This is a genomic window from Rathayibacter sp. AY1G1, from assembly GCF_002932095.1.
Classification (GTDB): Bacteria; Actinomycetota; Actinomycetes; order Actinomycetales; family Microbacteriaceae; genus Rathayibacter.
This window is the reverse complement of the sequence record NZ_PSUZ01000013.1, coordinates 16220-38257: the sequence shown is the minus strand read 5'-3', so window position 1 is coordinate 38257 and position 22038 is coordinate 16220. Positions and strand designations below refer to the sequence as shown.

Genomic DNA, 22038 nt, shown 5'->3' with positions numbered 1-22038 from the left:
GCCCGCTCACCGGGCGCGACCCCTTGACCGGGCGCGGCGCAGCCGGGACCCTCGCACTACACGTCCCCACCCCACCCCGGAGGTCACCATGAAGGTCGGCTCACTCGTTCTCCGTCTCGCCGTCGGCGGGCTCTTCGTCGGACACGGTCTACAGAAGCTGCGGGGCTCGTTCGACGGCCCCGGCCTCGACGGCACCGAGCAGATGATGTCGAGCCTGGAGATGCACCCGGCCCGGCGCAACGCCGTCGCCGCAGCGGTGACCGAGACGGCCGGAGGCGCCGCTCTCGCTCTCGGCGCCGCGACTCCGCTCGCCGCCGCCGGACTCGTCGCCACGATGGTCACCGCCGTGCGCAAGGTGCACTGGAGCAACGGCCTGTGGAACGCGGGCGGCGGGTGGGAGTACAACGCCGTCCTCGTCGCGGCGACGGCCGCGATCGTCGCGGACGGCCCCGGCGCGCTCTCGTTCGACGCCCTGTTCGGCAAGCGCAAGTGGGGAGCCGGCTGGGCGCTGTTCGCCCTGATCGGCGGAGCGGCTGCGTCGACCGCCCTGATCGAGGCCGGGCGACGCGCCGCGCCGGTCGGAGCGGGCACCTCCGGCTCCGACGACGGCGAGTCGGACGACGACGGCGCCGACTCGACCGCCTCGTAGCCCCGCTCCCCGCACTGTGCGGGCGCGGTAGCGTCGGAGGCGTGATCGAGACACGCGCCTCCGACCCCGACCGCCCCGAGACCGACGCGCTCGCCCTCTGGCTCGCGGCGGTCGAGCGCCTCGACGCTCAGGACGACCCGGACGGCGTCGTCGAGCGGATGCGCGTCCTCGCAGCCCGCTACCCGGGACACGACGGAGTCGCCGCTTTCGAGCTGGGCGGCGCCCTCGACAGCGCGGGACACGGGGCGGAGGCGGCGGTCGAGTACGAGCGCGCCCTCGCCGCCGGCCTGGATGACGAGCGGCGGGCGCGGTTGACGATCCAGTACGCCTCGACACTCCGGAACCTCGGCCGCACCGATGAGGCGATCGACCTCCTCGCCGGCGCCGCTGCGCACCCCGCGGTGGGCTCCGCGCGGGAGGTGTTCCTCGCGCTCGCTCTGCACAGCGCCGGGCGCGTCGACGAGGCCCTGCGGATCGCGCTGGAGGCGCTGGCTCCGGGGCTCCCCCGGTACCAGCGCTCCGTCCGCGCCTACGCCGCCGCCCTCACCGACCCCGAGCAGTAGCGCGGAGGCTCGGCGCGGCGAGCGCCGAACCTCCATGGGCGCCGACTCAGTCCTCGAGCAGGATCGCGTCGATCTGCCCCATCGCCTGGCAGAGTCCCTCCTCCATGCCCATCTGGACCATCTGCTCGAGCTGCTCGACCGACTCGAAACGGCTGCTGAGGACCATCCGCGTGCGCCCCGGCTCGATCTCGTCGAGGGTGACCGTGGCCCGGGTGATCCCCAGCGCGTCGACCGGGTCGCCGCGCTCGTCGGCGAAGCCGTCCTCGAACTCGAACCGCGTCGGCTCCTCCACCCGGGTCACGCGCCACCAGCCGCGCGCCTGCTCGCCGTCCGGTCCCGTCATGACGTAGGCGCTCCGTCCGCCCTCGACCGGCTCGTGCCGCTCGAAGGTAGCCGGCCAGGTCGGCGGCCCCCACCAGCGCTCGAGGCGGCGCGGATCCGTCCAGAGGAGCCAGACGCGCTCGATCCCCGCGTCGAACTCGGCGGTCACGGTCAGGGTCAGTTCCTCGATGTCCTTCACGGACTGCAGCACGCTCATCGCGCCTCTCCCTCCAGCAGATCCCGCGCGCCGGTCGGCTCGCGGGTGTCACTCCTCGTCGAGGAGGTCCGACATGCGGTCGATCCTCCCCGCCCACAGCTGCTCGTAGGCGTCGAGCAGGCGCGACGCCCGCCGCACTGCGGCGACCTCGCCCTGCACCAGCTGCTCCCGCCCCCTCCTCCGCTTGCGGACGAGTGCCGCCCGCTCGAGGACGGCCACGTGCTTCTGCACCGCCGCGAACGACATCTCGTAGCGCGCCGCGAGTGCGGAGACGGACTGCTCGCCGACCAGCACCCGGGCGACGATGTCGCGGCGGGTGCTGTCGGCCAGCGCCCGGAAGAGCAGGTCGATGTCGGCGTCCATTCGTACAACCATGTGGTTGCACATTAGGGCCGTCCCCTCCCCCGCGCAAGAGCATCCGTCTCCGGGGCGAGCGCACCGACCGGCGCCCGACCTCAGGCGCTCGCGGCATCGAGGGCCTCGGCAGCGGCCGCGAGCACCCAGTCCGGCAGGGGGCGGGCCGCGAACAGCGAGGCGTAGAGCCGGGCCATCGAGTCGTCGGGGTCGAGCCGCAGCGCCTCGTCGAGGTGGAGCCCGGCGAGGCTCGAGACTCCCCTCGCCCACCAGCACCACGCGAGAACGGTGAGCACGGAGGAGCGCGCCTCCTCCGGCGCCAGCGCGGCGGCACGGGCGAGGAGCCCGGTCGCCCGCGCCAGACGGGCGCGCTCCGGAGCGCGCCCGCTGCCGAGCAGCAGTGCCGACAGCTCGAGGTCGTGGTCGTCGTCCGTTCCGGCGCGGGCCTCGCCCACCGCGCCGGGCGGCACTCCCACTCCCGCCTGCGGGCTCCGCGCGATCTGCACGGTCACCCGGTCTCGGAGGGGCGGCGACTGCAGGGTCCGCACGATCAGTCCTTCGCGGCGGACGTCCCGCGGTCCGCTGAGCCAGCGCTCGACGAGCCGTTCCGTGTCGCCGACCAGGGGCGGCCGGCGGAGCACCTCCGCGACGAGCGCGCGATCCTCCTCGACGACCGGCGGCAGCACGGAGAGCGCGTCGATGTCCAGAGGCTCATCGGCCACCGCTCGGGCGAGGACGCCGGTCTCGCTCCGCTCGATCTCGAGGAGCGGACGTGGCCTGCGGCACTCCTCGGCGTCCGTGTAGCGCCCCCATCCGTCGGCGGCGATGCAGGCCACGGCGATGATGTCCAGGCGCGTGCGCTCCAGGCGCCGGAGCACCGCGTGGCCGAGGTCGAGATGCGGGATCCCCCGCTCCTCGGCGTAGCCCGCACGGGTGCAGACCACCACCAGCACACCGGTGGCCCGCGGCATCGTCTCCATCATGGCCGCGCAGCCGCCCGCCAGCGCCTCCGCCTCCATCCCGCGCAGCGTCTCCGGGAGCGGGATCCGGAAGCCTCCCCCGGCGCGCGTGCCGAGAAACGGCACCACCACGACGGACTCCTCCGGACGGATGCCGATGATGGAGGGGACGGCCGCCAGGAGGTCCTGGATCGCGCTCGCCCGCAGGACTTCGGGATCGCGGCGGCGGGACGGAGGAGCAGGGGTTCGCTGTGTGGATGTCATGTCCGACACCCTGCTCGCGTCGCCGGCGGTGCAGGATCCCGCAGGCTCGGACCGGGGAGAACCGGGGCGGACCGGCGCCTGTGGAGGAGCGTCCGGGGCCGGCGCCTCAGCCGGCCGCGGGAGCCCGCAGCACCTTCGCCATCGGCCGTCCCTTCGCGATCTCGTCGATCAGCTTGTCGAGGTACCGGATGCGCTGCATCAGCGGATCCTCGATCGTCTCGACTCGCACGCCGCAGATCACTCCCGTGATCGCCGAGGCCTGCGGAGGCAGGCGCGCCTCCGCGAAGAACTCCTCGAAGGTCGTCCTGCTCTCGAGGTGCCGGGCCAGCTCCTCGTCCGAGAAGCCGGTGAGCCAGCGGACCGCCTCGTCGACCTCCTCCCTCGTCCGGCCCTTGCGCTCCGCCTTCGCCACGTAGAGGGGGTGCACGTCGGCGAACGCCACGGAGAAGATCCTGCTCATGGCCGGGAAGCGTACTCGCGCGACGCCCGGCGCGGCAGAGGCGCCCGCACCGCTATCCTCCCCAGTGGCCCTCGCGCCTCCACCCCGCAGCCCACAGAGAGAACCACCGTGAGCCTCCTCCGCACCAAGTCCGTCGAGCAGTCGATCGCCGACACCGATGAGCCCGAGTACAAGCTCAAGAAGTCGCTGACCGCGCTCGATCTCACGGTCTTCGGCGTCGGAGTCGTCATCGGCGCCGGCATCTTCACCCTCACCGGCCGCGCCGCCCACGACATCGCCGGACCGGCGATCGTCCTGAGCTTCGTCGTCGCCGCATTCGCCTGCGCCCTCGCGGCCATGTGCTACGCCGAGTTCGCCTCCACGGTCCCGGTGTCGGGCTCCGCCTACACCTTCTCCTACGCCTCCCTCGGCGAGCTCTTCGCCTGGATCATCGGCTGGGACCTGATCCTCGAGCTGTTCCTCGGAGCGAGCGTGGTCGCGCAGGGGTGGAGCGCGTACCTCGGGTCGCTGCTGCAGCAGCTGGGAGTGACCCTCCCGCCGGCGCTCACCTACGGCGGCGTGGTCGACGTGCCGGCGATCCTGCTCGTCCTCGTGCTCGGCGCGCTGATGACCTTCGGGATCAAGGAATCGCTGCGCGTCAACCTGGTGCTCGTCGCGATCAAGCTGTTCATCGTCCTGTTCGTCATCATCGCGGGCCTGCAGTTCGTCAACACCGCCAATTACACGCCGTTCGTCCCCGCCGCCGAGCCCTCGCAGTCCGCGTCCGGTCTGACCCAGCCGCTGCTCCAGTTCCTCTCGGGCATCGAGCCGGCCACGTTCGGGGTCGGCGGCATCATCGCCGGCGCCTCCCTGGTGTTCTTCGCCTACATCGGGTTCGACGTCGTCGCGACGACCGCGGAGGAGACCCGCCGCCCCCAGCGCGACCTGCCCATCGGCATCATCGCCTCGCTGATCATCTGCACGGTCCTGTACTGCGCCGTCGCCCTCGTCGTGACCGGCATGGTCCCCTACCGCGAGCTCGACCCGTCGGCCGCGCTCGCCAACGCGTTCGCCTACCACGGGCAGACCTGGATGGCGACGGTCATCTCGGCCGGCGCCGTCGCCGGTCTGACCACCGTCGTGCTGACGCTGCTGATAGGAGCGACGCGCATCATCTTCGCGATGGCGCGCGACGGGCTCCTCCCCCGGCGCCTGGCCACCGTCCACCCGCGCCTGCGCACGCCGTGGTTCACCTCCGTGGTCGTGACCATCGTCGTCGCGCTGCTCGCCGGGCTCACTCCGATCGGCGTGCTCGAGGAGATGGTCAACATCGGCACGCTCTCGGCGTTCGTGCTGGTCTCGGTCGGCGTCGTGGTGCTGCGCCGCAAGCGGCCCGACCTGAAGCGCGGCTTCCGGGTCCCGCTGAACCCGTGGCTCCCGCTGCTCTCGGCCCTGATCTGCACCTACCTGATGCTCAACCTCTCGATCGAGACCTGGCTGCGCTTCCTGATCTGGCTGGCCGTGGGCTTCGCGATCTACTTCGCCTACTCGCGCAGCCACGCGAAGATCGGCACGAAGCCCTAGGGGGCCAGGCCCACCTTCGGCCTGGCCCAGGAGCGTCCGCGCGTGTCCTTAAGGATGTCGTACTCCACCTCGACGTGCGGCTCGATCGCGCTGTACTTGTCGTTCGGGGCGCCGATCACGAGCTGGAAGCCGAGACCGCGCCACGCACCGATCGCCCGCTTGGTGAAGTGGGCGTCGGCCTTGATCAGCGCCTCGTCCATGAAGACCGGGGCGTACCGGGGGCGGTCTGCTCCCGCGTCGCCGAGCTGATAGCGCAGCGCCGCTCCGACGATGAAGGCGATCAGCTCCTGCGACTCCCCGCCGGACTTCTCGCCGATGTGGTCGTACAGCGCAACGTGCGCTCGGGTGACGGCGTCCACGCGCTCGGCGCTGACCCGGACGTGGTTGCGGACGTCGACGAGGTCGCCGAAGTCGGGCGCGGTGCGCCGCAGCCGCTGGATGAGCCGGGACATCCGCCGGTAGACCTGCTCGCGCTCCTCCTCCGCGGACACGGCCTGGATCTGCGCGCGCACCTCGCGGAGCTCGCGGCGGAAGCGACGGCGCACCTCCGACTGGTTCTCGCGCGTCGTGATCTGCAGACGGTGGCCGTCGTCGTAGAACGGCAGATCCTGCATGATCACGTTGATCGGCTCGATCCGCTCGCGGATCTCCCGCAGTGAGCGGCCGAGCGTGGAGTCGAAGCTCGTGAGGTCGTTGCCGGAGAGCGTGAGCAGGCTGTCGCGCCACTCGGTCTCGAGCCGGTGCAGGCCGCTGGTCTCGAGGGCGTCGAGCAGCCGCTCGAAGTCGCCCGCGGACGCCTCGGGGTCCGCGAGCAGGTTGGGGTTCGGCCAGCGGTCGAGGAAGCCGGCCATGATCCGGCCGGCGCTCTCACGCTGCTGCTCGTGCGCCTCGGCCGCGGAGCGGCGGTCCTCCGCCAGTCGCTGCGCCGCCGTGGCGAGCGCTGCGTCGAAGCGGACCAGGACGTCCGAGGCGCTGCCGGACGCCGCGGCCTCGGTCAGCGTGAACCGGGCGTCGAGGAAGGCGCGCTGGTCGTCGTCGAGCTCGCGTCCGGCGCGCTCCGCCGCATCGAGAACCGCCTGGCTCGCGTCGACGTCGTCGACCACGACGGCCCACTCCGCCTCGATCCGCTCGCGTTCCACACCGGCGCGCGCGATCTCCTGGCGGACGCGCTCGAGGCGGCCGCGCAGCCCGTCGATCTGCTCCTGCAGGCCGGCGAGCTCGGGGTTCGCCTCCGCCGCCTCGGCGCCGACCGCCTCCCAGCGCTCCTGCTCGGCGAGCAGCGACTCGACGTCGACCGTCTCCCAGCTCACCAGCGCGAGGCGGGCGTGGCGCGTCATCCGGTCGTCGAGCGCATCGAGGGCCTCCTCCGCCGCCGACGCCGCCGAGACGGCCGCCGCGCTGCGGGCCCGGGCCGCCTCGACCAGGGCGTTCAGCTCGCGGAGTCGACGGGAGTTGGAGAAGCCGAGGACGTTCGCGGCGCCGTGGCCGCCGTGCGCACCGCGCTGCCCCTGCGAGAGCTGACCGGTGAGGGTCAGGGCGAGCCGGTGGCGTCCGAGCTCCGCAGCGCTGTCGACGCACACGTAGCCGAAGCGGTCCTCGAGCCGGTCCTGCAGCCAGCCGGTGAAGGCGGTGGCTCGGTAGTCGAGGCGCCCGGGCAGCGTCTGCGGGTCGAGGCCCCGCACCTCCTCGAGCCCGGTCTCCACGCCCTCGTAGCGGAGCCGGACCGGGAGCCGGAGGGAGTCGATGGCGCGGCGGAAGCGGTCGAGGTGGGCGGAGTCGATCATCAGCGTCGTCGCGAAGCCGCCGAGGGCGAGCGTGAACGCCTCGCGCCAGGGCTCGAACTCGGCACGCACCTCGACCAGCTCGCCGACGAAGGGCAGGTCGTCGGCGGTGAGGCCGGCTGCCTCCGCGATCCGCTCGCGCGCCTCGTGCAGAGGCCGGGGGATGCTGTCCCGACGGTCCGAGGCCGAGCGCTGCTCCGCCTCGAGCTCGGCGAGATCGCGCGCCGCGGCCTTCCGCTCGGCGACCGCGTCCGACCAGGCCGCACGGGTGCTGCGCTTGGCGTCGGCCGCGCTCGCCGCCCGGGCGAGCACCGCCTCGAACCGCTCGCGGGTGGTCTCCGGCTCGCCGAGAGCGCGCAGGTCCTCCTCGAGCCGGGCGCGGTTCTCGCGCGCCGCGCCCAGCCGCCGCTCCACCTCGCGGAGCTCGCGCTGGGCCGTCTCGAGGCGGTCGCCGCCGGAGGCCCGCAGCACCTCGGCGAGCCCGTCCCGCTCCGACTCCGCCGCCTCGGCGAGGGCCCGCTTCTCGCGGAGCACGGCGTCGACGGCGCGGGTGCGCTCGCGCAGCTCGGCCTCGACGTCGCGCAGCAGGCCGAGGCGCTGCTCAGCGCGCCATAGGGCCGCCGGCGACACCGGGGCATCGAACTCCCCGAGTGCGTCGATGAGGCGCACGCGCTCCGCGGACGCGGCGATGCGCAGGCGCAGGCCCCGCAACGGCTCGAGTGCCGCGACCTGCTGGCGCGCGGTGAGCATCCGCTGCCGCGTGCTCTCGAGCTCGTCGAAGTGGGCGACGACCGCGTCGGCGGAGGCCAGGGTCTCGGGCTCCTCGAGCACGAGCCGCTTGTAGAGGTCGTCGACGGTCGTGATCTGCTGACCGGCCTGGATGCGGGCGAGCAGGCTCATCGCCTTCGATCCGGCTCCCGCCGCTCCGATGCCCAGCACCGCGTGCAGACGCGCCGAGAACTCGCGGTCGGTGCCGAGCGGATCCAGGCCCGCCGCGCGCAGCGACGCGTCGGAGAAGCGGTGCGCCGCCGCCCGGTCGAGCGCGGCGAGGTCGACCGGGCCCTCGGCGCTCGCGCGGATCCGCACGGTCTCCTCGAGCACCCGGGAGCCGGCCGGGACGTACCAGGCGCGGACCGCGCTGAAGCGCGAGCCGTCGTGGTCGACCCAGGTCATCGCGACGGCGGTCCAGGTGTCGACTCCGTCGCCGCGCAGGACGCGCATGGTCGTGCCCTCGTCCGTGCGCGACTCGTCGAGCTTGCCGCGCGCGTAGGAGAGGATGTTGCGCTGGTCCTCGCCGCGCGGACGGCCCGTCACTCCGCCGTTCGAGGCGCCGTTGAACGGCGTGGTGTGCGGCATCATCAGGGCGATGTAGGCGTCCATCAGCGTGGACTTGCCGGAGCCGGAGCCGCCGCAGAGGAGCGTGGCGCCGGGCGAGAAGCGGACCCGGTGCGCGCCGTCGTAGCCGCCCCAGTTGACCAGCTGCAGGTCCTCGGCGAGCCACTGCTGACCGCGGGAGGCGGCGGGGATCAGGCCGAAGAGGGTGTCGAGCATCGTCATCGGGGGTCGTCCTCCGGGTCAGGGGTGTCGTCGTCGGTCGGCTCGTCGTCCAGCGGCTCGTCGTCCGTCGGCTCGTCGTCCGTCGGCTCGTCGTCCGCGACATCGGCTCCGCGCAGGACGCCGTCCGTGGGCGGGTCCGCGTCCTCGTCGAGGCCGTCGCCCTCGAGCGCGTCGTCGTCCGCCTGCTCCGGATCGTCCGAGCCGGGCTCCTCGGCGGGCGCCGCGTCTGCGACCACCGAGGAAGCGGCCTCGCCCGCCCGCCCGCGCAGCCAGTCGCTCAGCTCCCGCAGCTTCGGCGCGCTCAGCACGATCTCCACGATCGGGCTGATCCGGTACCGCCCTGCGGACTCCTCGTCGACGATGCCGTCGCGGCCGAGCCGCTCCAGCGCCTTGCGGACCATGCGCTGCCGGCGGGCGGTGTCGCGCTCGGCGTCGGCGAAGTAGCTGAGCACCGTCTGCTCGACCTCCTCGACGTCCACGCGCGCCGACGCCTCGCCGGCCGCCGACTCCCGCTGATGGACCGTGCGCAGGTGCACCAGCACCAGCGTCTCGGCGCGGGTGTAGGGGAGGTCGCGCAGCAGCACCGGCATCTCGACCTCGTCGGAGCGCACCTGCTGCTTGTAGGCGACCCCGCGCTCGTGGTCGACGACGAGCCGCACGAACAGGTCGTTCAGCCGCGACTCGATCAGCTGCCGGTGCTCCTGGAGCACGGCCCACTGCTCGCGGTGGCGGTCGGCGAGGAGGAAGCGGCGCTGCAGCACGTGCACGAGCACCCGGCGCACCTCGGTGTCGAGGACGCCGCGGTCGCCGGGGAAGAGCTCGTCGGGGTCCTCCTCCATCGACACGGGCGCGATGAACGGATCGGCGGCGGTCCCGTCGGTCGCCAGGGTGTCACTCATCGTCGGTCTCCTCCTCGGTGCGGGCGGTCACGGATCCGAAGGCGAAGCGGCGCACGGTCCCGTCGGGTCGGCGCGTGCTCACGACGGAGTAGCCCTCGCGGTCGACGAGGCCCGTCCGGTGCGCGATCTCGAGCAGCCCGAGCAGGTCGACGGGCCGTCGCGTGTCCTCCGGAGCCGCGCTGAACGCGTCCGCCAGATCGAACTCGTCGCCGAGCTCCGCCACGTAGGCCTCCAGCTCCGCGTAGCGGGGACCGCCCCAGGCCCGGCTGTCGTCGCCGACGAACTCGGCGTCGCCGTCGTCTCCGGCCAGGGGCGCCGGCCCGCCGGCCGGACGCACGTCTCCCAGGGTCTGGCGCAGGTGGCCGATCCCGGCGACGGGCAGGTGCCGCAGCGGCGCGACCGGCGCGTCCGGCGAGATCCCGCCCGTCCACTCCTGGAGCCCCGCCATCACGTCGCGCAGCAGCTCGTCCACCTGGCGGTCGCGAGCCGGGTCGTGGGTGCGGACCTGGCCCGTGATGACGTGGGACGCGCGGCGCTGCGCGGTCAGGACCTCCTGCACGCCCAGCTCCACCCGGCGGCCGATCGCGGCCAGCTCCGCGCGCTGGGCGGGGTCCATCAGGCGGGAGAACGGCTGCACGAGCACGGTGTGCAGCTGATCGGCGAGCGCGTCGATCCGCTCGGGGTCGCCCAGGAGGCGGAGGGCTCCGGCGAACGCACGGCCCTCGCTGGTGGCCTGCATCACGTGCTGACCTCGCTCGAGGTACTCCCGCAGCACCTCGCCGGTCGGGCGGACGTCGCGGCGCAGGTCCGCGACCACGTCGCGCTGCATCGCCTTGATCGACTCCGCCACCCGCGCGAAGTCGGCCGGCAGCTCGCGGGCGAGGTGCACCACGTTCTCGGCCTCCTCCAGGAGCTGCTCGTCGTCGGCCGGCTCGAGACCGGCGCCCTCCTCGAGTGCGGCGATCTCGGCGTCCAGGCGCGCCCGCTCCTCGCGGAGCCGCGAGAGGCGGGCCTCCGGGTCGGGATCGACATCCGCGGCCAGCCGCTCGACCGCCTCCAGCAGGGTGCGCACCCGCGAGTTCGAGACGCGCGTGCGTCCACCTCCGGTGCGCCCGGTGATCTCGAGGGCGCTCACGGCGTGGGCGCTCAGCCGGTAGACCTCGGCCTCGCCCTCGATCTGCGGCACGAGCCAGCCGACGCGGACCCAGTAGCGGCACACCTCGCGCGCCGTGCCGCTCGGCAGCGCGCGCTCGACCTCGTCGTACCCGGCCGAGCGCAGCTCCTCGAGCAGCTCCCCCACCTCGGCGTGCGCGTCAGCGACGGCCACCACCTGCCGGTCGACGGTGAACACGAGCGACAGGGCGGCGACGACGAACGGGGCGTACCGGCCGTGGAGGAGATCCAGGGTCGGCGTCCGGAAGGCGCCGAGGGAGCGCAGGTAGGCGGCCTCGGCGCGGGAGTTCGACATCGCCCTCAAGGATAGGCGGCGGGCCGGGCGCCCGAGGACGGCCGCGCCTGGGCCGCAATCCGACCAGCGCCTTCAGGCGCCGTCGGGGCGGAAGCCTTTGTAGAGCGTGAGCGCGAGGGCGGTGCGGTCGCGGAGGCCGAGCTTGCGCAGCAGCGCCGAGACGTGGTTCTTCACGGTGCCCTCGGCGAGCACGAGGGCGGCCGCGATCTCCCTGTTGTTCCGCCCTTCGGCCACCAGCTCGGCGACCACCCGCTCGCTCCGCGTGAGCAGCGTCAGCGGGCTCTCGCCGGTGCGACCCGGCTGGACGGCCGGCCGGGCGACGCGCGGATCGATCACCATCCCCCCGGCGATCACCGCGTCGAGGGCCACGACGAGACCCTCCACCGAGGTGTCCTTCAGGAGGAATCCGGAAGCGCCGGCCGAGAGGGCCGCCTGCACGAGCGCGTCGTCGTCGAAGGTCGTCAGAAGGAGGACGGGCAGACGCGGATGGAGCTGCGCACACTCGGCGGCGAGCTCCACGCCGCCCATGACCGGCATCCGCGCGTCGGTGACGACGACGTCCACCTCCGTCGTGCGCAGAATGTGCAGAGCAGCCTGTCCGTTCTCGGCCTGGGCCGAGACCACGACACCCTCGACCGTCGAGAGGAGCATGACCAGCCCACGGCGGATCATCTGCTGGTCCTACACCAGCAGCACTCGCCTCGGTGTCGTCTCCGTCACGAGGCGCGGCTCTCCCGTTCCCCGTCGGCGCCTCCGAGAGGGATCGAGAGGCGCAGGAGGAACCGGTCGCCGATGCGCCGCGCCGTCAACCGACCTCCGCGAGCCGTCGCGCGATCGTCGAGGCCGCGCAGCCCGAACCCCAGCACAGGCTCGCCGTCGCTGATCCCGTTGCTCCTTCCCGCGCCGATGTCGCTGAGCAGCGAGAGCTCGAGCCGGACGTCGTCCGTCTCGATATCGATGCGGACTCTGCGGGCAGCGCCGTGCCGCAGAGCGTTCGTCAGCCCTTCCTGCACGCCTCGGTAGACGACGAGCGCGGTCTCATCGTCGCTGGTGAGCACACGGTCCGACGCCTCGTCGCCGACCACATCCACGGTCACGCCCGTGCCGCGGAAGGACTCCGCGATCAACTCCAGCGCAGCCAGGCCGCGGGCGCCCGCGTCCCGGAAGGGACTGAGCGCTCGTACCCACATCCGCATGTCCGCGAGAGCCTCGCTCGACGTGGATCGGGCGGTGCGGACCTCGGCCCACGCCTGCTCGGCATCGGCGGAGCGCAGGCGATCAGCGAGCTCGAGACTCATCGAGACGAGGGTCAGCTTGTACCCGAGGCCGTCGTGGAGCTCGCGTGCGCTCCGGGCGCGCTCGTCCGACAGCAGCAGCTCCTTCTCCGTCTCGGAGGCGCGATGCAACCGCCTGATCACACGCTGGTCGGCGGATCGCTCGCTCTCGAAGCCGCGAAGAGAGAGTCCCAGGGCGATCCCGAAGCACATCAGCACGGCCACGGGCACCACGTTGAGCAGACCGTCGAGCACTCCGGAGAGCAGCGCCCTCCCCGAGCCGACGGCGCCCCCGACATGGAGGGCCAGTCCGACGGAGGCGATCCAGATCATCGCGTGCGCCCCTGCGCGGAGCGAGACGTCGACCACCGCGAACGCCACGACGAGGAGGAGGACCGGGATCGTGAAATCGAGCCGGCCGAAGACGACGACCGGCGTCGCCGCGACGATGGACACCGTCGTCACGGCGACCCCGTGTCCCGCTCGGATCAGTCGGGGCCGGACGGCCCAGAGCCCGGCGATCACAGGCACCAGCGCGAGCCATGTGACCGCGACCGCTGCACCCGTGCCTCTCTGCGCGGAGTCCACGACGCCCAGGATCCCTGCCAGGACGAGGCAGCACAGGGCGATCGCCTGAAGTGCGATGACGGTCCTGTCCACGGTGCTCGACAGGGACGGCGCGACCGCGACCCGCTCGTGTCCTGCCGCTGACGGCGCAGAGATCTCCGCCGCCGTCTCCGGAGTTGAGCCCATGTCGACAACTGTAGCTCCGACTCCGGGATGCCGACCCGTGACCGCAGTCACGCCCTCACCGTGACTCCGGTCATCCTCATCCGTGACTTCGGCGGGAGGTGGTCGACTGCGGACCTTCCTAGCCTCGAAGTCAGCGCCGGGAGCCGCATCCCGCACCGCGAGACAAGTCGGACAGGAAAGGGAAGCGATGCCGCTCGACCTCGAATATCTCCGGTACTGCCGCCCGGGCAACCCGTTCTACGCGGTCGCCGAGGAGGGGGACGACATCGATGGCGACGCCTTCGACGTCGCGTCCTTCGCTCCGGAGGACTGGCAGGTGAGGGAGTCGCGGCCGTGGCGGAACTGGATGCCGGACGGTTGCCTCCTCCCTCGTCAGGGATGGAAGCTCCACCTCTCGTCGACACTCGATGACGCGGAGAAGGTCCTCGCCGCTGCTGCACGCTACTGCTTCGCCTCCCGACTGCCTTTCAAGCATCTCTCGACCACCTCTCACCTTCTGATGCAGAACGGCAAGTACGCCGATCGAGCGGGAGCTGGGAAGTTCATCACCGTGTATCCCGGTTCGGACGACGAGTTCGCCCGAGCGCTGGAGGACCTCGACGTCCGTCTTCGCGGGTTCAGAGGCCCGTACGTACTGTCCGACCGGCGGTGGAAGTCCGGGCCTGTGCACTTCCGTTACGGCGCCTTCGTCCCGTCCGAGACGGAGAGCGGCTTCGTCTCGACGGTGCTCGACCCGGACGGGAACGAGGTGGAGGACGTCCGGCGGCCGACGTTCACACCTCCCCCGTGGGCTTCACTACCGGAGTCCGTCACTGTCGGGGCGGAGAACGAGGAAGAGGTCGCCTTCGGCTTCACGATGCTCTCAGCGCTGCACTTCTCGAACGGTGGTGGTGTCTATCTCGCTGAAGCGACAACCGACGAATTCGTGCCGATCGGGACGATCGTGGTCCTCAAGGAGGCGCGCCCGCACGCCGGGTTGGACGCCGACGGAGTCGACGCCGTGACTCGCCTGGCTCATGAGGAGGAGGTGCTCGTCGATCTGCAGTCCCTGGACTGCGTACCCGTCTTCTACGGATCCTTCACGGCCTGGGAGCACCGATACCTGGTCATGGAGTACATCGAGGGGAACGATCTGAAGCGCGAATGGATGACGAGGACTCCGCTGCTCCGACCAGCACCGTGGCGCGTCGGTGACCCTGCATACACCTCCTGGCTGACCACGACCGTCGCTCGCCTCGACGTTGCTCTCGCCTCCGTGCACCGCGCAGGATGGCTGCTCGGCGACATCCACCCGAAGAACGTCATCATGCGGAACGGCACGCACCCGTGCTTCCTCGACTTCGAGTTCGCGCATCGAATGGATCCGGAGTGGCGTTGTCGCCAGGGAGCGCCCGGCTACGAGCCCCTGGAAGGCCTGAAGGGGACGGAAGCGGACGAGTGGTCGCTCGGCATCCTCGAACTCGATCTCCTCTTCCCCCAAGCGACGATCGCCGACCAGGGCAACGTCGCGAAGATCGAGCAGCTCCTCCGAGCAGCCGCAGACGATCTCGCGGTTCCGCCCGCCGTGCTGCGGTCGATCAGGACCTCCACCCTCGACGTACTCCCCGCCTCCGGTCAGAGGTCGATCGACGAAGACGTCGGTCGACTCGCCGCCCTCTCGGACGACCAGCTGCGCGGCCAGATCGCCCGCGGTGTCGCATCGGTGCTTCAGTGGACGGACGACTCGCCGGTCGTTCCCGGAGACATCCCTGTCCTCGCCCGCGACAGCGCGGACCACCGTGCCGGATTCCCCTACGGCGCGGCTGGAGTCGTCGCTGTCTTAGGACGATCCGGAGATGTCGACCTCGAGGCCGCCGATCACTGGCTCGCCGCTCGCGTGGCCCAGGTGCGGTCGCGTGGTCTCTGCGGACGCGAGGGAATTCGCTACGCGGCTCGCCAGGCAGGACTCGCGCGCACACTCGAGGTCCTCGACCGCAGGCCCTCGGCCGCCCCTTCAGGTCCGACGCTGTGGTCGGGGTGGGCCGGTGCAGGGCTCGCCGAGCTCGCAGATGGAGGGGACCCGTCGGAGGCGGCCCACCATCTCACGGCTGCTCGATGAGGACGTCCGAGGAGCCTCCGTCGGCCTCCTGCACGGATGGTCTGCGGCCGCGATCCTGTTCGCCCGACTCCACGAAGCCACTGGCGACGACTTGTACATCACGCTCGCGATACGAGCCGTCGACGCCGATCTGGCGCGCTGTGCGAACACCCGGAACAACACTCTCGAGTTCGATGAGGGATGGAGGACTCTTCCTTACCTGGGGATCGGCTCGACCGGGCCCGGCCTGGCGATCCTGGAGCTGCGGCGGGTCACGGGCGAGGAGCTCTTCGCCGATCCCCTCGCGTCCATCGACGCCGCCGCGTCCTACCAGCAGTGCGCGCAGGCCTCACTCGCCCACGGTCTGTCCGGATTCCTCGTCTACCTCCGCCGCCGCGTACTGCACCGCCCGAGCGCGGAACTCGAGGAGGTCCTCCGCTCGCACGTCCGGTCGCTGCGCCTGCACGCCGTGCTCGACGACACCGGCGTCTTCTTCCGCGGCAACCAGAACCTCCGACTCTCGTCGGACTACCTGACCGGCTCGCTCGGAGTGCTCGCAGCGCTCGACGAGCTCGAGACCGGACGCTCCGCCCTGCCGTTCGGACTCTGACCGAGTCGGCCCGAGACGAGGAGAGGAGGTGATCACATGAACCGGATCCTCGATTTCCAGACCCTCGAAGGTGAGGCCGACGCGCACGACGCCGCGCGCGTCAGCACCTTCAGCGTCATCTCGCCGTGCCCGGGCTGGCCCAGCTCTATCACGTGGGGCAACTGCTGATAGTCGCTACCGGGCGCCCGCGATCCAGCATGACGTGGATCGCGGGCGTCTCACGAGTAAGACGTCCCCACCTTCGTCGAGGAGAAACGCTCATGATCCCCACCCTCCAGGCTCGAGCCGTCGAGCAGGTCATCACCGTAGGCCGGCAGCGGACGACCGTCCTGCGGGGCTGCGACATCGATCTGGAAGGGGGCGGGCTCACCGCTGTCGTCGGCCGCTCCGGCTCCGGCAAGTCCTCTCTCCTGATGTGCCTCAGCGGACTGGACCGGCCGACGTCCGGCGTCGTCGAGGTCAACGGCCGGGACGTGAACAGGCTGTCAGCGGCCGATCGCGCTCGCATGCTCCGCGCCCAGATCGGGTTCGTGTTCCAGCAGTACAACCTCGTGCCCTTCCTCGATGTCGAGGAGAACATCGCGCTCCCCTTCAGGCTCGACCGATCACCCGTGCCGCACGACCTGATCGGTGGACTCGTGGAATCGTTCGGCCTGCGCGACCGGCGCCGTGCGCCGGCGCGAACGCTCTCGGGAGGTGAGCAGCAGAGGACCGCTCTCTGCCGCGCCCTTGCACGGCGGCCCGGCATCGTCTTCGCCGACGAGCCGACCGGCGCCCTCGACTCGCAGAGCTCGCGGGTCGTCCTGTCGACTCTGAGGACGATGGCGGACGAGGGCCAGATGATCGTGATGGTCACGCACGATCTCGACGCCGCAGCCCTCGCGGACACGGTCGTGGTGATGCACGATGGTCGGACCGTGCGGACGACCGGACGCTGCACCAGCCATGAGCTGCTGAGCATCCTCGAAGAGGCCGGGGCCTGACTCGTGTCCCGTTACGTCGTACGCCTGTTCGCCGACGAGTGGCGCCGATGGTCTCCCGCGATCGCTGTGGTCGCCCTGATGGCGACGCTGATCGGGTTGTGCGTTCAGCAGTTCGCCTGGACCGGCGACCCCGCATTCACCGCCGCTGTCACGGAGGCCGGCGTCGCGCTCGGGGAGTTCCGGATCCTCTCGATCACGATCTACACTGTCGTGGCGCTCGTCGGCTGGGTCGCCCTGATTATCGTCGGCCGAGCGAGCGTTCTGGCCACAGGACGCACGCACGCGCTCTGGCTCCTGCTGGGCGCCTCCCGAGCCCAGGTGTTCGTCGTCACTCTCCTCGTGCTCGGCATCGTGAGTCTCCTCGGCGCCGGCATCGGAGCGCTCCTCTCGACACTGCTGGCGTTCTGGGCGGTTCCCGCATTCAACGGTGCCGTCTCGTCCGAGGTCGATCTTCCGAGCTTCTCGCTCGCGCCCTGGGCTCCGGTGGTCACGCTGGCGCTCGGCACGCTCACCGCTCTGGCGGGCGGAGTCCTGCCCGCGCGCCGCGCCGCCCGCACGCCGCCGAGCGCCGCGCTGCGTGAAGTCGGGAGCGGTCGACCGGGTACGGCGATGCGCGCGGTGCGGATCGGCTGCGGCATCGCCCTCCTCCTCATCGCCTCCGGCCTTGTCACGGCATCCGCCTCTGCTCGAGAACTCGGAGCGACCGGACCGGCGCCGATGTTCAACCTGGCCGTCGACGTAGGAGGCAGCGTCCTCGTGGCCGTCTACCTCCTCTGCCCGGAGGTGATCGCGCTCGTCTTCCGGGCTCTGCACGCGCTCTCCGCCCGATCGGGTCTCGTCGTCGCGGCTCTCGGAATCCGCGCGGCAGCAGCCCGGGTGCAGGTCAGCACCGCCACGATCGCGCCGCTCACGGCAGGGCTGGGGGCGATAGCCGTGCTCCTGTGCGCGGTGGAGTCCGTCGTCGCCATGACGACGGCGGTCCGGCCCGGGACCCGCGCCGATCTCACCGATGTTCTGACGATCGTCGCAGTCGTAGCCGTGTCGATGCTCGCCACCAGCGCCACTGTCGTCGCTCTCTCTGCGCAGAACCGCGAGCGCGAGATCGCCCTGCTCCAGGCAGCGGGCCTGCAGCGCCGACAGATCATCGGGCTCGTCGTCTCCGAGAGCCTCGCGATGTCCCTCGCCGCTTCCACAGCAGCTGCCGCACCCGTCGCCGCCACCGGCGCGGTCTGCTGGCTCGTCAGTCGCGCAGCACTGGGCGAAGGGGTAGTGATCTGGCCGGTCCCGAGCGTCGTTCTCGGCCTCATCGGCTCGTGGATCGTGCTCTCGCTGATCCTCCTGATTCCCGCGCAGGCTCGGCTTCGCCGTCCCCCTGGACCGAGGTTGCGTGAGCAGGGTGTCTGACGTGATCACGGGTCGCGACGGACTGCCGCCTCGGGTTTCTGCGATCGCCGGAGGGCTGCGACATCTCGCAGCTCTGCAGCCGTCGAGCGCAGCCGCGGAGCCGACAGGCCCCCGGCAGGTGCTCCTCCGGGATCCCGACGGGCGCCCCGTGCAGCACACCCTCGTCATCGCACCGCAGGAGTCTCTGGTGCTCTCGCCGGGCGCCGCCGCTTTCGCACTTGTGAGCGATCAGGACGGTGATGAGCATCACCGGATCCGCGTCGCCGTCGCGACCAGGAGCGGAGCCGTCGAGATCGTTCAGGACGAGCGCCCCGTCTCCCCGCGCATCCGATCGTTCTCGGACGGATTCCTCTGGATAAGGCGGAACGACGCGGGTCGGCCCTGGCAGGCGGTCTGGTGGCATCGCAGCCTGACGACTCCCCACGTGCTGCTCGAAGAGCCCGATCAGGCTCGGAGGCTCGATCTGCGCAGCGTCGCCGGGGCGATCGCCGTACTCGCATCGAGAGGGGCGCGCGACTCCCGGTACTGGGTGCTGACCGGAGAGGAGAGCAGTCCCCCGACGTGCCGTCGCCTCGACCTCGGCACGGAGAACGCGGATGTCTCCGCCTGCAGGGGCGGCCTCGCGGTCCTGTATCGACGGCACGGAGTCGTCCGGATGACCGGCTCGACGCGTCCTCTCGAGGTTCCCGTTCCGAAGGCCCTTCAGGCGGAGCACCTGCAGGAGGCCCAGGGTGAGCTCTTCGTACTCGGTCGGTCGTCCGGCAGGAGAGCGGTGTGGCTGCCCGGCGGCGGGGCAGACGCGCTCTGGCTCGCGCCGGCGGCCGGGACCCTTGTTCCCGCCGTCGATCCGATCACCCGCCACCCGATCATGCTCGTCTCCTCCCCTGCTCACCGCGCCCACTGCGTCACCCCTGTACCGGGTAAGGCACTCGCCACCGAGGTCACAGAACGGATGAAGGTCACGTCACTCACTGCGCCGAGCCGGGACGGCACCCTCGTCCCGCTCACCCTGATGACTCCTGACGGCGCCGACAGCTGTCCCGTCGTCGTCCACGTCTACGGCGCCTACGGCATCAGCCTCGAGGGGCCGTTCGATCCCTTCACGGACGACCTCCTCGCGCGCGGAGCCGCGATCGCCTACTGCCATGTCCGCGGGGGCGGAGAGAACGGCCCGGAGTGGCATCGGCAGGCGACCGGCCTCGGCCGCGAGCGCCCGATCGAGGACCTCCTCGCCTGCCTGGCGTTGCTTCGTGAGCTTCCAGGGATCGACTCGCACCGGCTCCTTCTCACCGCGGCGAGCGCGGGCGCGCTGGTCGCTGCGACGGTCTGCCTCCGTCGCCCCGCAGAACTCCGTGGCCTCCACCTCGTGCATCCCTTCCTCGATCCCGTCGGCGCGCTCGATGATCGCTCCGCAGCCGCGGCGGCGTCCGACCGTGAGGAGTTCGGTGACCCTGACTGGATCCTCGCGAGCGGGCTCTCTCCACTCGCGACGATCGCCACAATGGTGGGGCGGAGCCGACCGCTTCCGCGCGCGTGGATTCGAGCCGGTCTCCGCGATGCCCGAGTCGACGCGTCGGCGATCGCGGAATTCGCAAGCGCCTACCGGGCAGTGGCTGAGCGCGACGATCCCGCGCACGTCGTCCTCCGTGCGACCTCGGGCGGTCACCTCAGCGGACTGACGCCCGAGGAGTCCCACCAGGAGAACGTCCTCGCTCACGCCTGGACGCTCGACCTCCTCGGCCTGGCCTGACCCGTCGAGCGCAAGGACGAGGGCGATCGTTCCGGCGGGAGCCGATCTCGTCCAGGCGAGAACTGCCCTACGGCGTCACTGGCCGGCACCCGACACCCCGCTCGCCGAGCCGTGCGGCATCGCCACGCACCGCCACAACGAGAACCCGGTGACCGCGGAGGCGTGCTCTCCCGACTCCGTCGCCGCCGGCCCCCACTCCTGCAGCTGTGTGCATCCGTCCGCCACCACGGCCTTCCGCACCGACTCGGTCGGTGGCGCCGAGTTCTTCAGAACCAGCAGAGGCGTGCGTCCTGCCGCGATCATCCCGGCGACGTCCTGCTCGGTGAAGACCCGCGCCTGGCCGGAGTAGCCGCCGTCGGTGAGCACGCTCGCGCCGGTCGCCGTGATGATCGGCGCCGAGATCGCCCAGGAGTCGGTGAGGAACAGGGGCGCTCCGTCCACCCCGCCGCCGGCGGCACGAGCAGCGGCGACCAGTGCGGTCTCGTCGGCGGTCATCGAGTCGTGCCCGCCGACCGCGTCCGGCGACGAGACCGCGAACGGAGCCGAGGTCTCGGCCCTCTGCGGGAAGCGCAGGCCGACGAGCGCGTCCCCGCCCGACCCGTCGAGGGACGCGTCGAGCACCTGGAGGCTGAACGCGATCGGCCCTGCCAGGATCACGACGGCCGCTGCGAGCGCGACCGAACGATGCCGGGCCGCGCCTCTGCTCGCCGCCGCACCGCCCCTACTCCACCGGGCCGCCACCGCGACCACGACGAGCCCTGCTCCGGCGAGCGCCGCGAGCGGCAGGCCCAGCACCGACGGCAGCTGCCCGCCCACGGCGAGCGCCGCGCTCCACGCCGTCTGCCCGACCAGGAGGAGCGGCAGCACCAGCCGCGCGCCGACCCGGGGCGACGCGAGCAGCCGCACCCCCTCCGCCCAGCCCAGCGCGGCGAGGAGCGCCAGCTGCACGCCGATCGCCGCGACGTACGCCATGTGCGGCACCGTCGCCACCGAGAGCACGCCCGCCGCTGTCACCAGCCACACCGCGAGGCAGACCAGGAGGGCGAAGGCACCGCGGGCACCTCCCCGCCTCCCCCGCCGCGGCCACCAGCGCACGGCGCCGAGCACCAGCCCGGCGAGCGCCGCGGGATACAGCCAGCCGACCTGCGTCGCGTACTGCGCCAGCAGCAGCTTGGCCGGCGAAGACCCCGCTGCTCCGCCCATCGTCGCCACGTGGGCGGAAGCGACGACGGCGCCGGGCACCGCTCCCGGGATCAGCCGGTCGAGCCCGTTGAACCCGAACACCATCGCGAAGACGTCGTTCCCCGTCGACCCGTCGATGTAGGGCCGGTCCCCTGCCGGCACCGCCTGCATCGCGACCATCCACGCCACCGAGGCGCCCACCACGACGGCCAGGAGCCCGCCCGCCCAGGCGAGGGCTCGGCGCCACCCGCGCACCCCGACGAGAGTCGCCACCACGAGCGCCGGCAGGACGAACCAGGCCTGCATCATCTTCGCCTGGAAGCCGATCCCGATGGACAGCCCGGTCATCAGCAGCGGCCACCACCGCTCCGTCAGCACCGCGCGCTGCCACCACACCAGCGCCACGGCGAGTGCCGCCGTGAGCAGCCCGTCCTCCATCGGGTGCCCGAACATCGACACGAAGATCGGCGTGCTCGCCGCCGCTGCCGCCGCGACCAGCCCGAGCCCCCGGCCGCCCCATCGGAGCCCGACGACCGAGCACGCCGCGACCGTGATCAGCCCCTCGATCAGCTGCGGCAGCGCGATCGACGACGTCGACATGCCGAACAGCCGGATGCTCAGCGCTTGCGGCACCGCGAACCCCGCCAGCTTGTCCAGCGTCACCGTGGCGGCGGGATCGAAGGCTCCGAACGCCAGCGCGTGCCACGACTCCGACATCGACCGTGCCGCCGCCTCGTAGAAGACGGCGTCTCCGCCCCGGGCGAGATTCCAGCCGGTGAGGACCGTCGAACCGCACAGGATCGCGAGGAGGGTGAGCCGCGCCCACCAGGGTTCGCGCCACCAGCGGGCGAGCGGAGCGGAGTGGGTCACGTCCACCGACGCTAGGGAGCCGGCCTGCCGCCGCCCTTGCGGGCGGTCGGGGAGACGCCGTGCATGCCGCTCCGGCTTCT

General features: G+C 71.9%; 19 protein-coding genes. 9 read left to right on the top strand and 10 right to left on the bottom strand.

The window, feature by feature from the left end; all coding sequences use genetic code 11:
* Positions 1-88 precede the first annotated feature (88 nt).
* Together C5C36_RS08930 and C5C36_RS08925 are read left to right on the top strand one after the other, a co-directional pair.
* A complete protein-coding gene (locus C5C36_RS08930) occupies positions 89-649 on the top strand; it encodes a DoxX family protein (protein ID WP_104273310.1) in 561 nt (186 codons plus the stop codon).
* Positions 650-690: 41 nt separating this feature from the next.
* Positions 691-1212, top strand: a complete 522-nt coding sequence (locus tag C5C36_RS08925; protein ID WP_258072239.1) for a tetratricopeptide repeat protein — start codon at positions 691-693, stop codon at positions 1210-1212.
* Positions 1213-1258: 46 nt separating this feature from the next.
* Here the strand turns inward: C5C36_RS08925 and C5C36_RS08920 are convergent, their stop codons facing one another.
* The 4 genes from C5C36_RS08920 to C5C36_RS08905 form a co-directional block, all read right to left on the bottom strand.
* Positions 1259-1750 carry an SRPBCC domain-containing protein gene (locus tag C5C36_RS08920; RefSeq protein ID WP_104309600.1) on the bottom strand — a complete coding sequence of 164 codons (492 nt, stop codon included), beginning with the start codon at positions 1748-1750 and terminating at the stop codon, positions 1259-1261.
* Between the two features lie 48 nt (positions 1751-1798).
* On the bottom strand, positions 1799-2125 hold the full coding sequence (locus tag C5C36_RS08915; protein ID WP_104222609.1) for a metalloregulator ArsR/SmtB family transcription factor: 327 nt from the start codon (positions 2123-2125) through the stop codon (positions 1799-1801).
* A gap of 80 nt (positions 2126-2205) precedes the next feature.
* A complete protein-coding gene (locus C5C36_RS08910) occupies positions 2206-3327 on the bottom strand; it encodes a DUF4192 family protein (protein ID WP_104309599.1) in 1122 nt (373 codons plus the stop codon).
* A 106-nt stretch (positions 3328-3433) separates the two neighbouring features.
* Positions 3434-3787, bottom strand: a complete 354-nt coding sequence (locus C5C36_RS08905) for a DUF2200 domain-containing protein (protein WP_104222536.1) — start codon at positions 3785-3787, stop codon at positions 3434-3436.
* 108 nt (positions 3788-3895) lie between these two features.
* Here C5C36_RS08905 and C5C36_RS08900 point away from each other — a divergent pair, with 108 nt between their 5' ends.
* Positions 3896-5350 (top strand): amino acid permease, encoded by a 1455-nt coding sequence (locus C5C36_RS08900; RefSeq protein WP_104292439.1) that lies wholly within the window; start codon positions 3896-3898, stop codon positions 5348-5350.
* On the opposite strand, the gene C5C36_RS08895 is transcribed toward C5C36_RS08900, so the two are convergent.
* The 5 genes from C5C36_RS08895 to C5C36_RS08875 all read right to left on the bottom strand — a co-directional run bounded on the left by C5C36_RS08895 (position 5347) and on the right by C5C36_RS08875 (position 13082).
* On the bottom strand, positions 5347-8688 hold the full coding sequence (locus tag C5C36_RS08895) for an ATP-binding protein (protein ID WP_104309598.1): 3342 nt from the start codon (positions 8686-8688) through the stop codon (positions 5347-5349). The two genes, C5C36_RS08900 and C5C36_RS08895, sit on opposite strands and share 4 nt — an antisense overlap.
* Entirely contained in the window at positions 8685-9587 is a 903-nt protein-coding gene (locus C5C36_RS08890; protein WP_104309597.1) for a DUF4194 domain-containing protein, read from the bottom strand. The genes C5C36_RS08895 and C5C36_RS08890 overlap by 4 nt, the downstream gene beginning before the upstream one ends.
* The gene (locus C5C36_RS08885; RefSeq protein WP_104269178.1) at positions 9580-11055 is read right to left on the bottom strand and encodes a DUF3375 domain-containing protein; all 1476 of its coding nucleotides are present in this window, start codon (positions 11053-11055) and stop codon (positions 9580-9582) included. The genes C5C36_RS08890 and C5C36_RS08885 overlap by 8 nt, the downstream gene beginning before the upstream one ends.
* A 72-nt stretch (positions 11056-11127) precedes the next feature.
* A complete protein-coding gene (locus C5C36_RS08880; protein ID WP_104247187.1) occupies positions 11128-11727 on the bottom strand; it encodes a response regulator transcription factor in 600 nt (199 codons plus the stop codon).
* A gap of 44 nt (positions 11728-11771) precedes the next feature.
* Positions 11772-13082 carry a sensor histidine kinase gene (locus C5C36_RS08875; RefSeq protein ID WP_104222531.1) on the bottom strand — a complete coding sequence of 437 codons (1311 nt, stop codon included), beginning with the start codon at positions 13080-13082 and terminating at the stop codon, positions 11772-11774.
* Positions 13083-13269: 187 nt separating this feature from the next.
* Here C5C36_RS08875 and C5C36_RS08870 point away from each other — a divergent pair, with 187 nt between their 5' ends.
* The 6 genes from C5C36_RS08870 to C5C36_RS08850 all read left to right on the top strand — a co-directional run bounded on the left by C5C36_RS08870 (position 13270) and on the right by C5C36_RS08850 (position 19906).
* Complete coding sequence (locus C5C36_RS08870) at positions 13270-15180, top strand: hypothetical protein (RefSeq protein WP_104309596.1); 1911 nt, start codon at positions 13270-13272, stop codon at positions 15178-15180.
* Positions 15181-15271: 91 nt separating this feature from the next.
* Complete coding sequence (locus C5C36_RS08865) at positions 15272-15769, top strand: hypothetical protein (RefSeq protein WP_146085320.1); 498 nt, start codon at positions 15272-15274, stop codon at positions 15767-15769.
* A gap of 36 nt (positions 15770-15805) precedes the next feature.
* Positions 15806-15937: a hypothetical protein gene (locus C5C36_RS18035; protein ID WP_258059251.1), complete on the top strand. Its 132-nt coding sequence runs from the start codon at positions 15806-15808 to the stop codon at positions 15935-15937.
* Positions 15938-16029: 92 nt separating this feature from the next.
* A complete protein-coding gene (locus C5C36_RS08860; protein WP_104225415.1) occupies positions 16030-16752 on the top strand; it encodes an ABC transporter ATP-binding protein in 723 nt (240 codons plus the stop codon).
* A gap of 3 nt (positions 16753-16755) precedes the next feature.
* The gene (locus tag C5C36_RS08855) at positions 16756-18156 is read left to right on the top strand and encodes an FtsX-like permease family protein (protein WP_104309594.1); all 1401 of its coding nucleotides are present in this window, start codon (positions 16756-16758) and stop codon (positions 18154-18156) included.
* 148 nt (positions 18157-18304) lie between these two features.
* Complete coding sequence (locus tag C5C36_RS08850) at positions 18305-19906, top strand: prolyl oligopeptidase family serine peptidase (protein ID WP_146078818.1); 1602 nt, start codon at positions 18305-18307, stop codon at positions 19904-19906.
* A 75-nt stretch (positions 19907-19981) separates the two neighbouring features.
* Here the strand turns inward: C5C36_RS08850 and C5C36_RS08845 are convergent, their stop codons facing one another.
* On the bottom strand, positions 19982-21958 hold the full coding sequence (locus tag C5C36_RS08845) for a glycosyltransferase family 39 protein (RefSeq protein WP_104309619.1): 1977 nt from the start codon (positions 21956-21958) through the stop codon (positions 19982-19984).
* Positions 21959-22038: the final 80 nt, after the last annotated feature.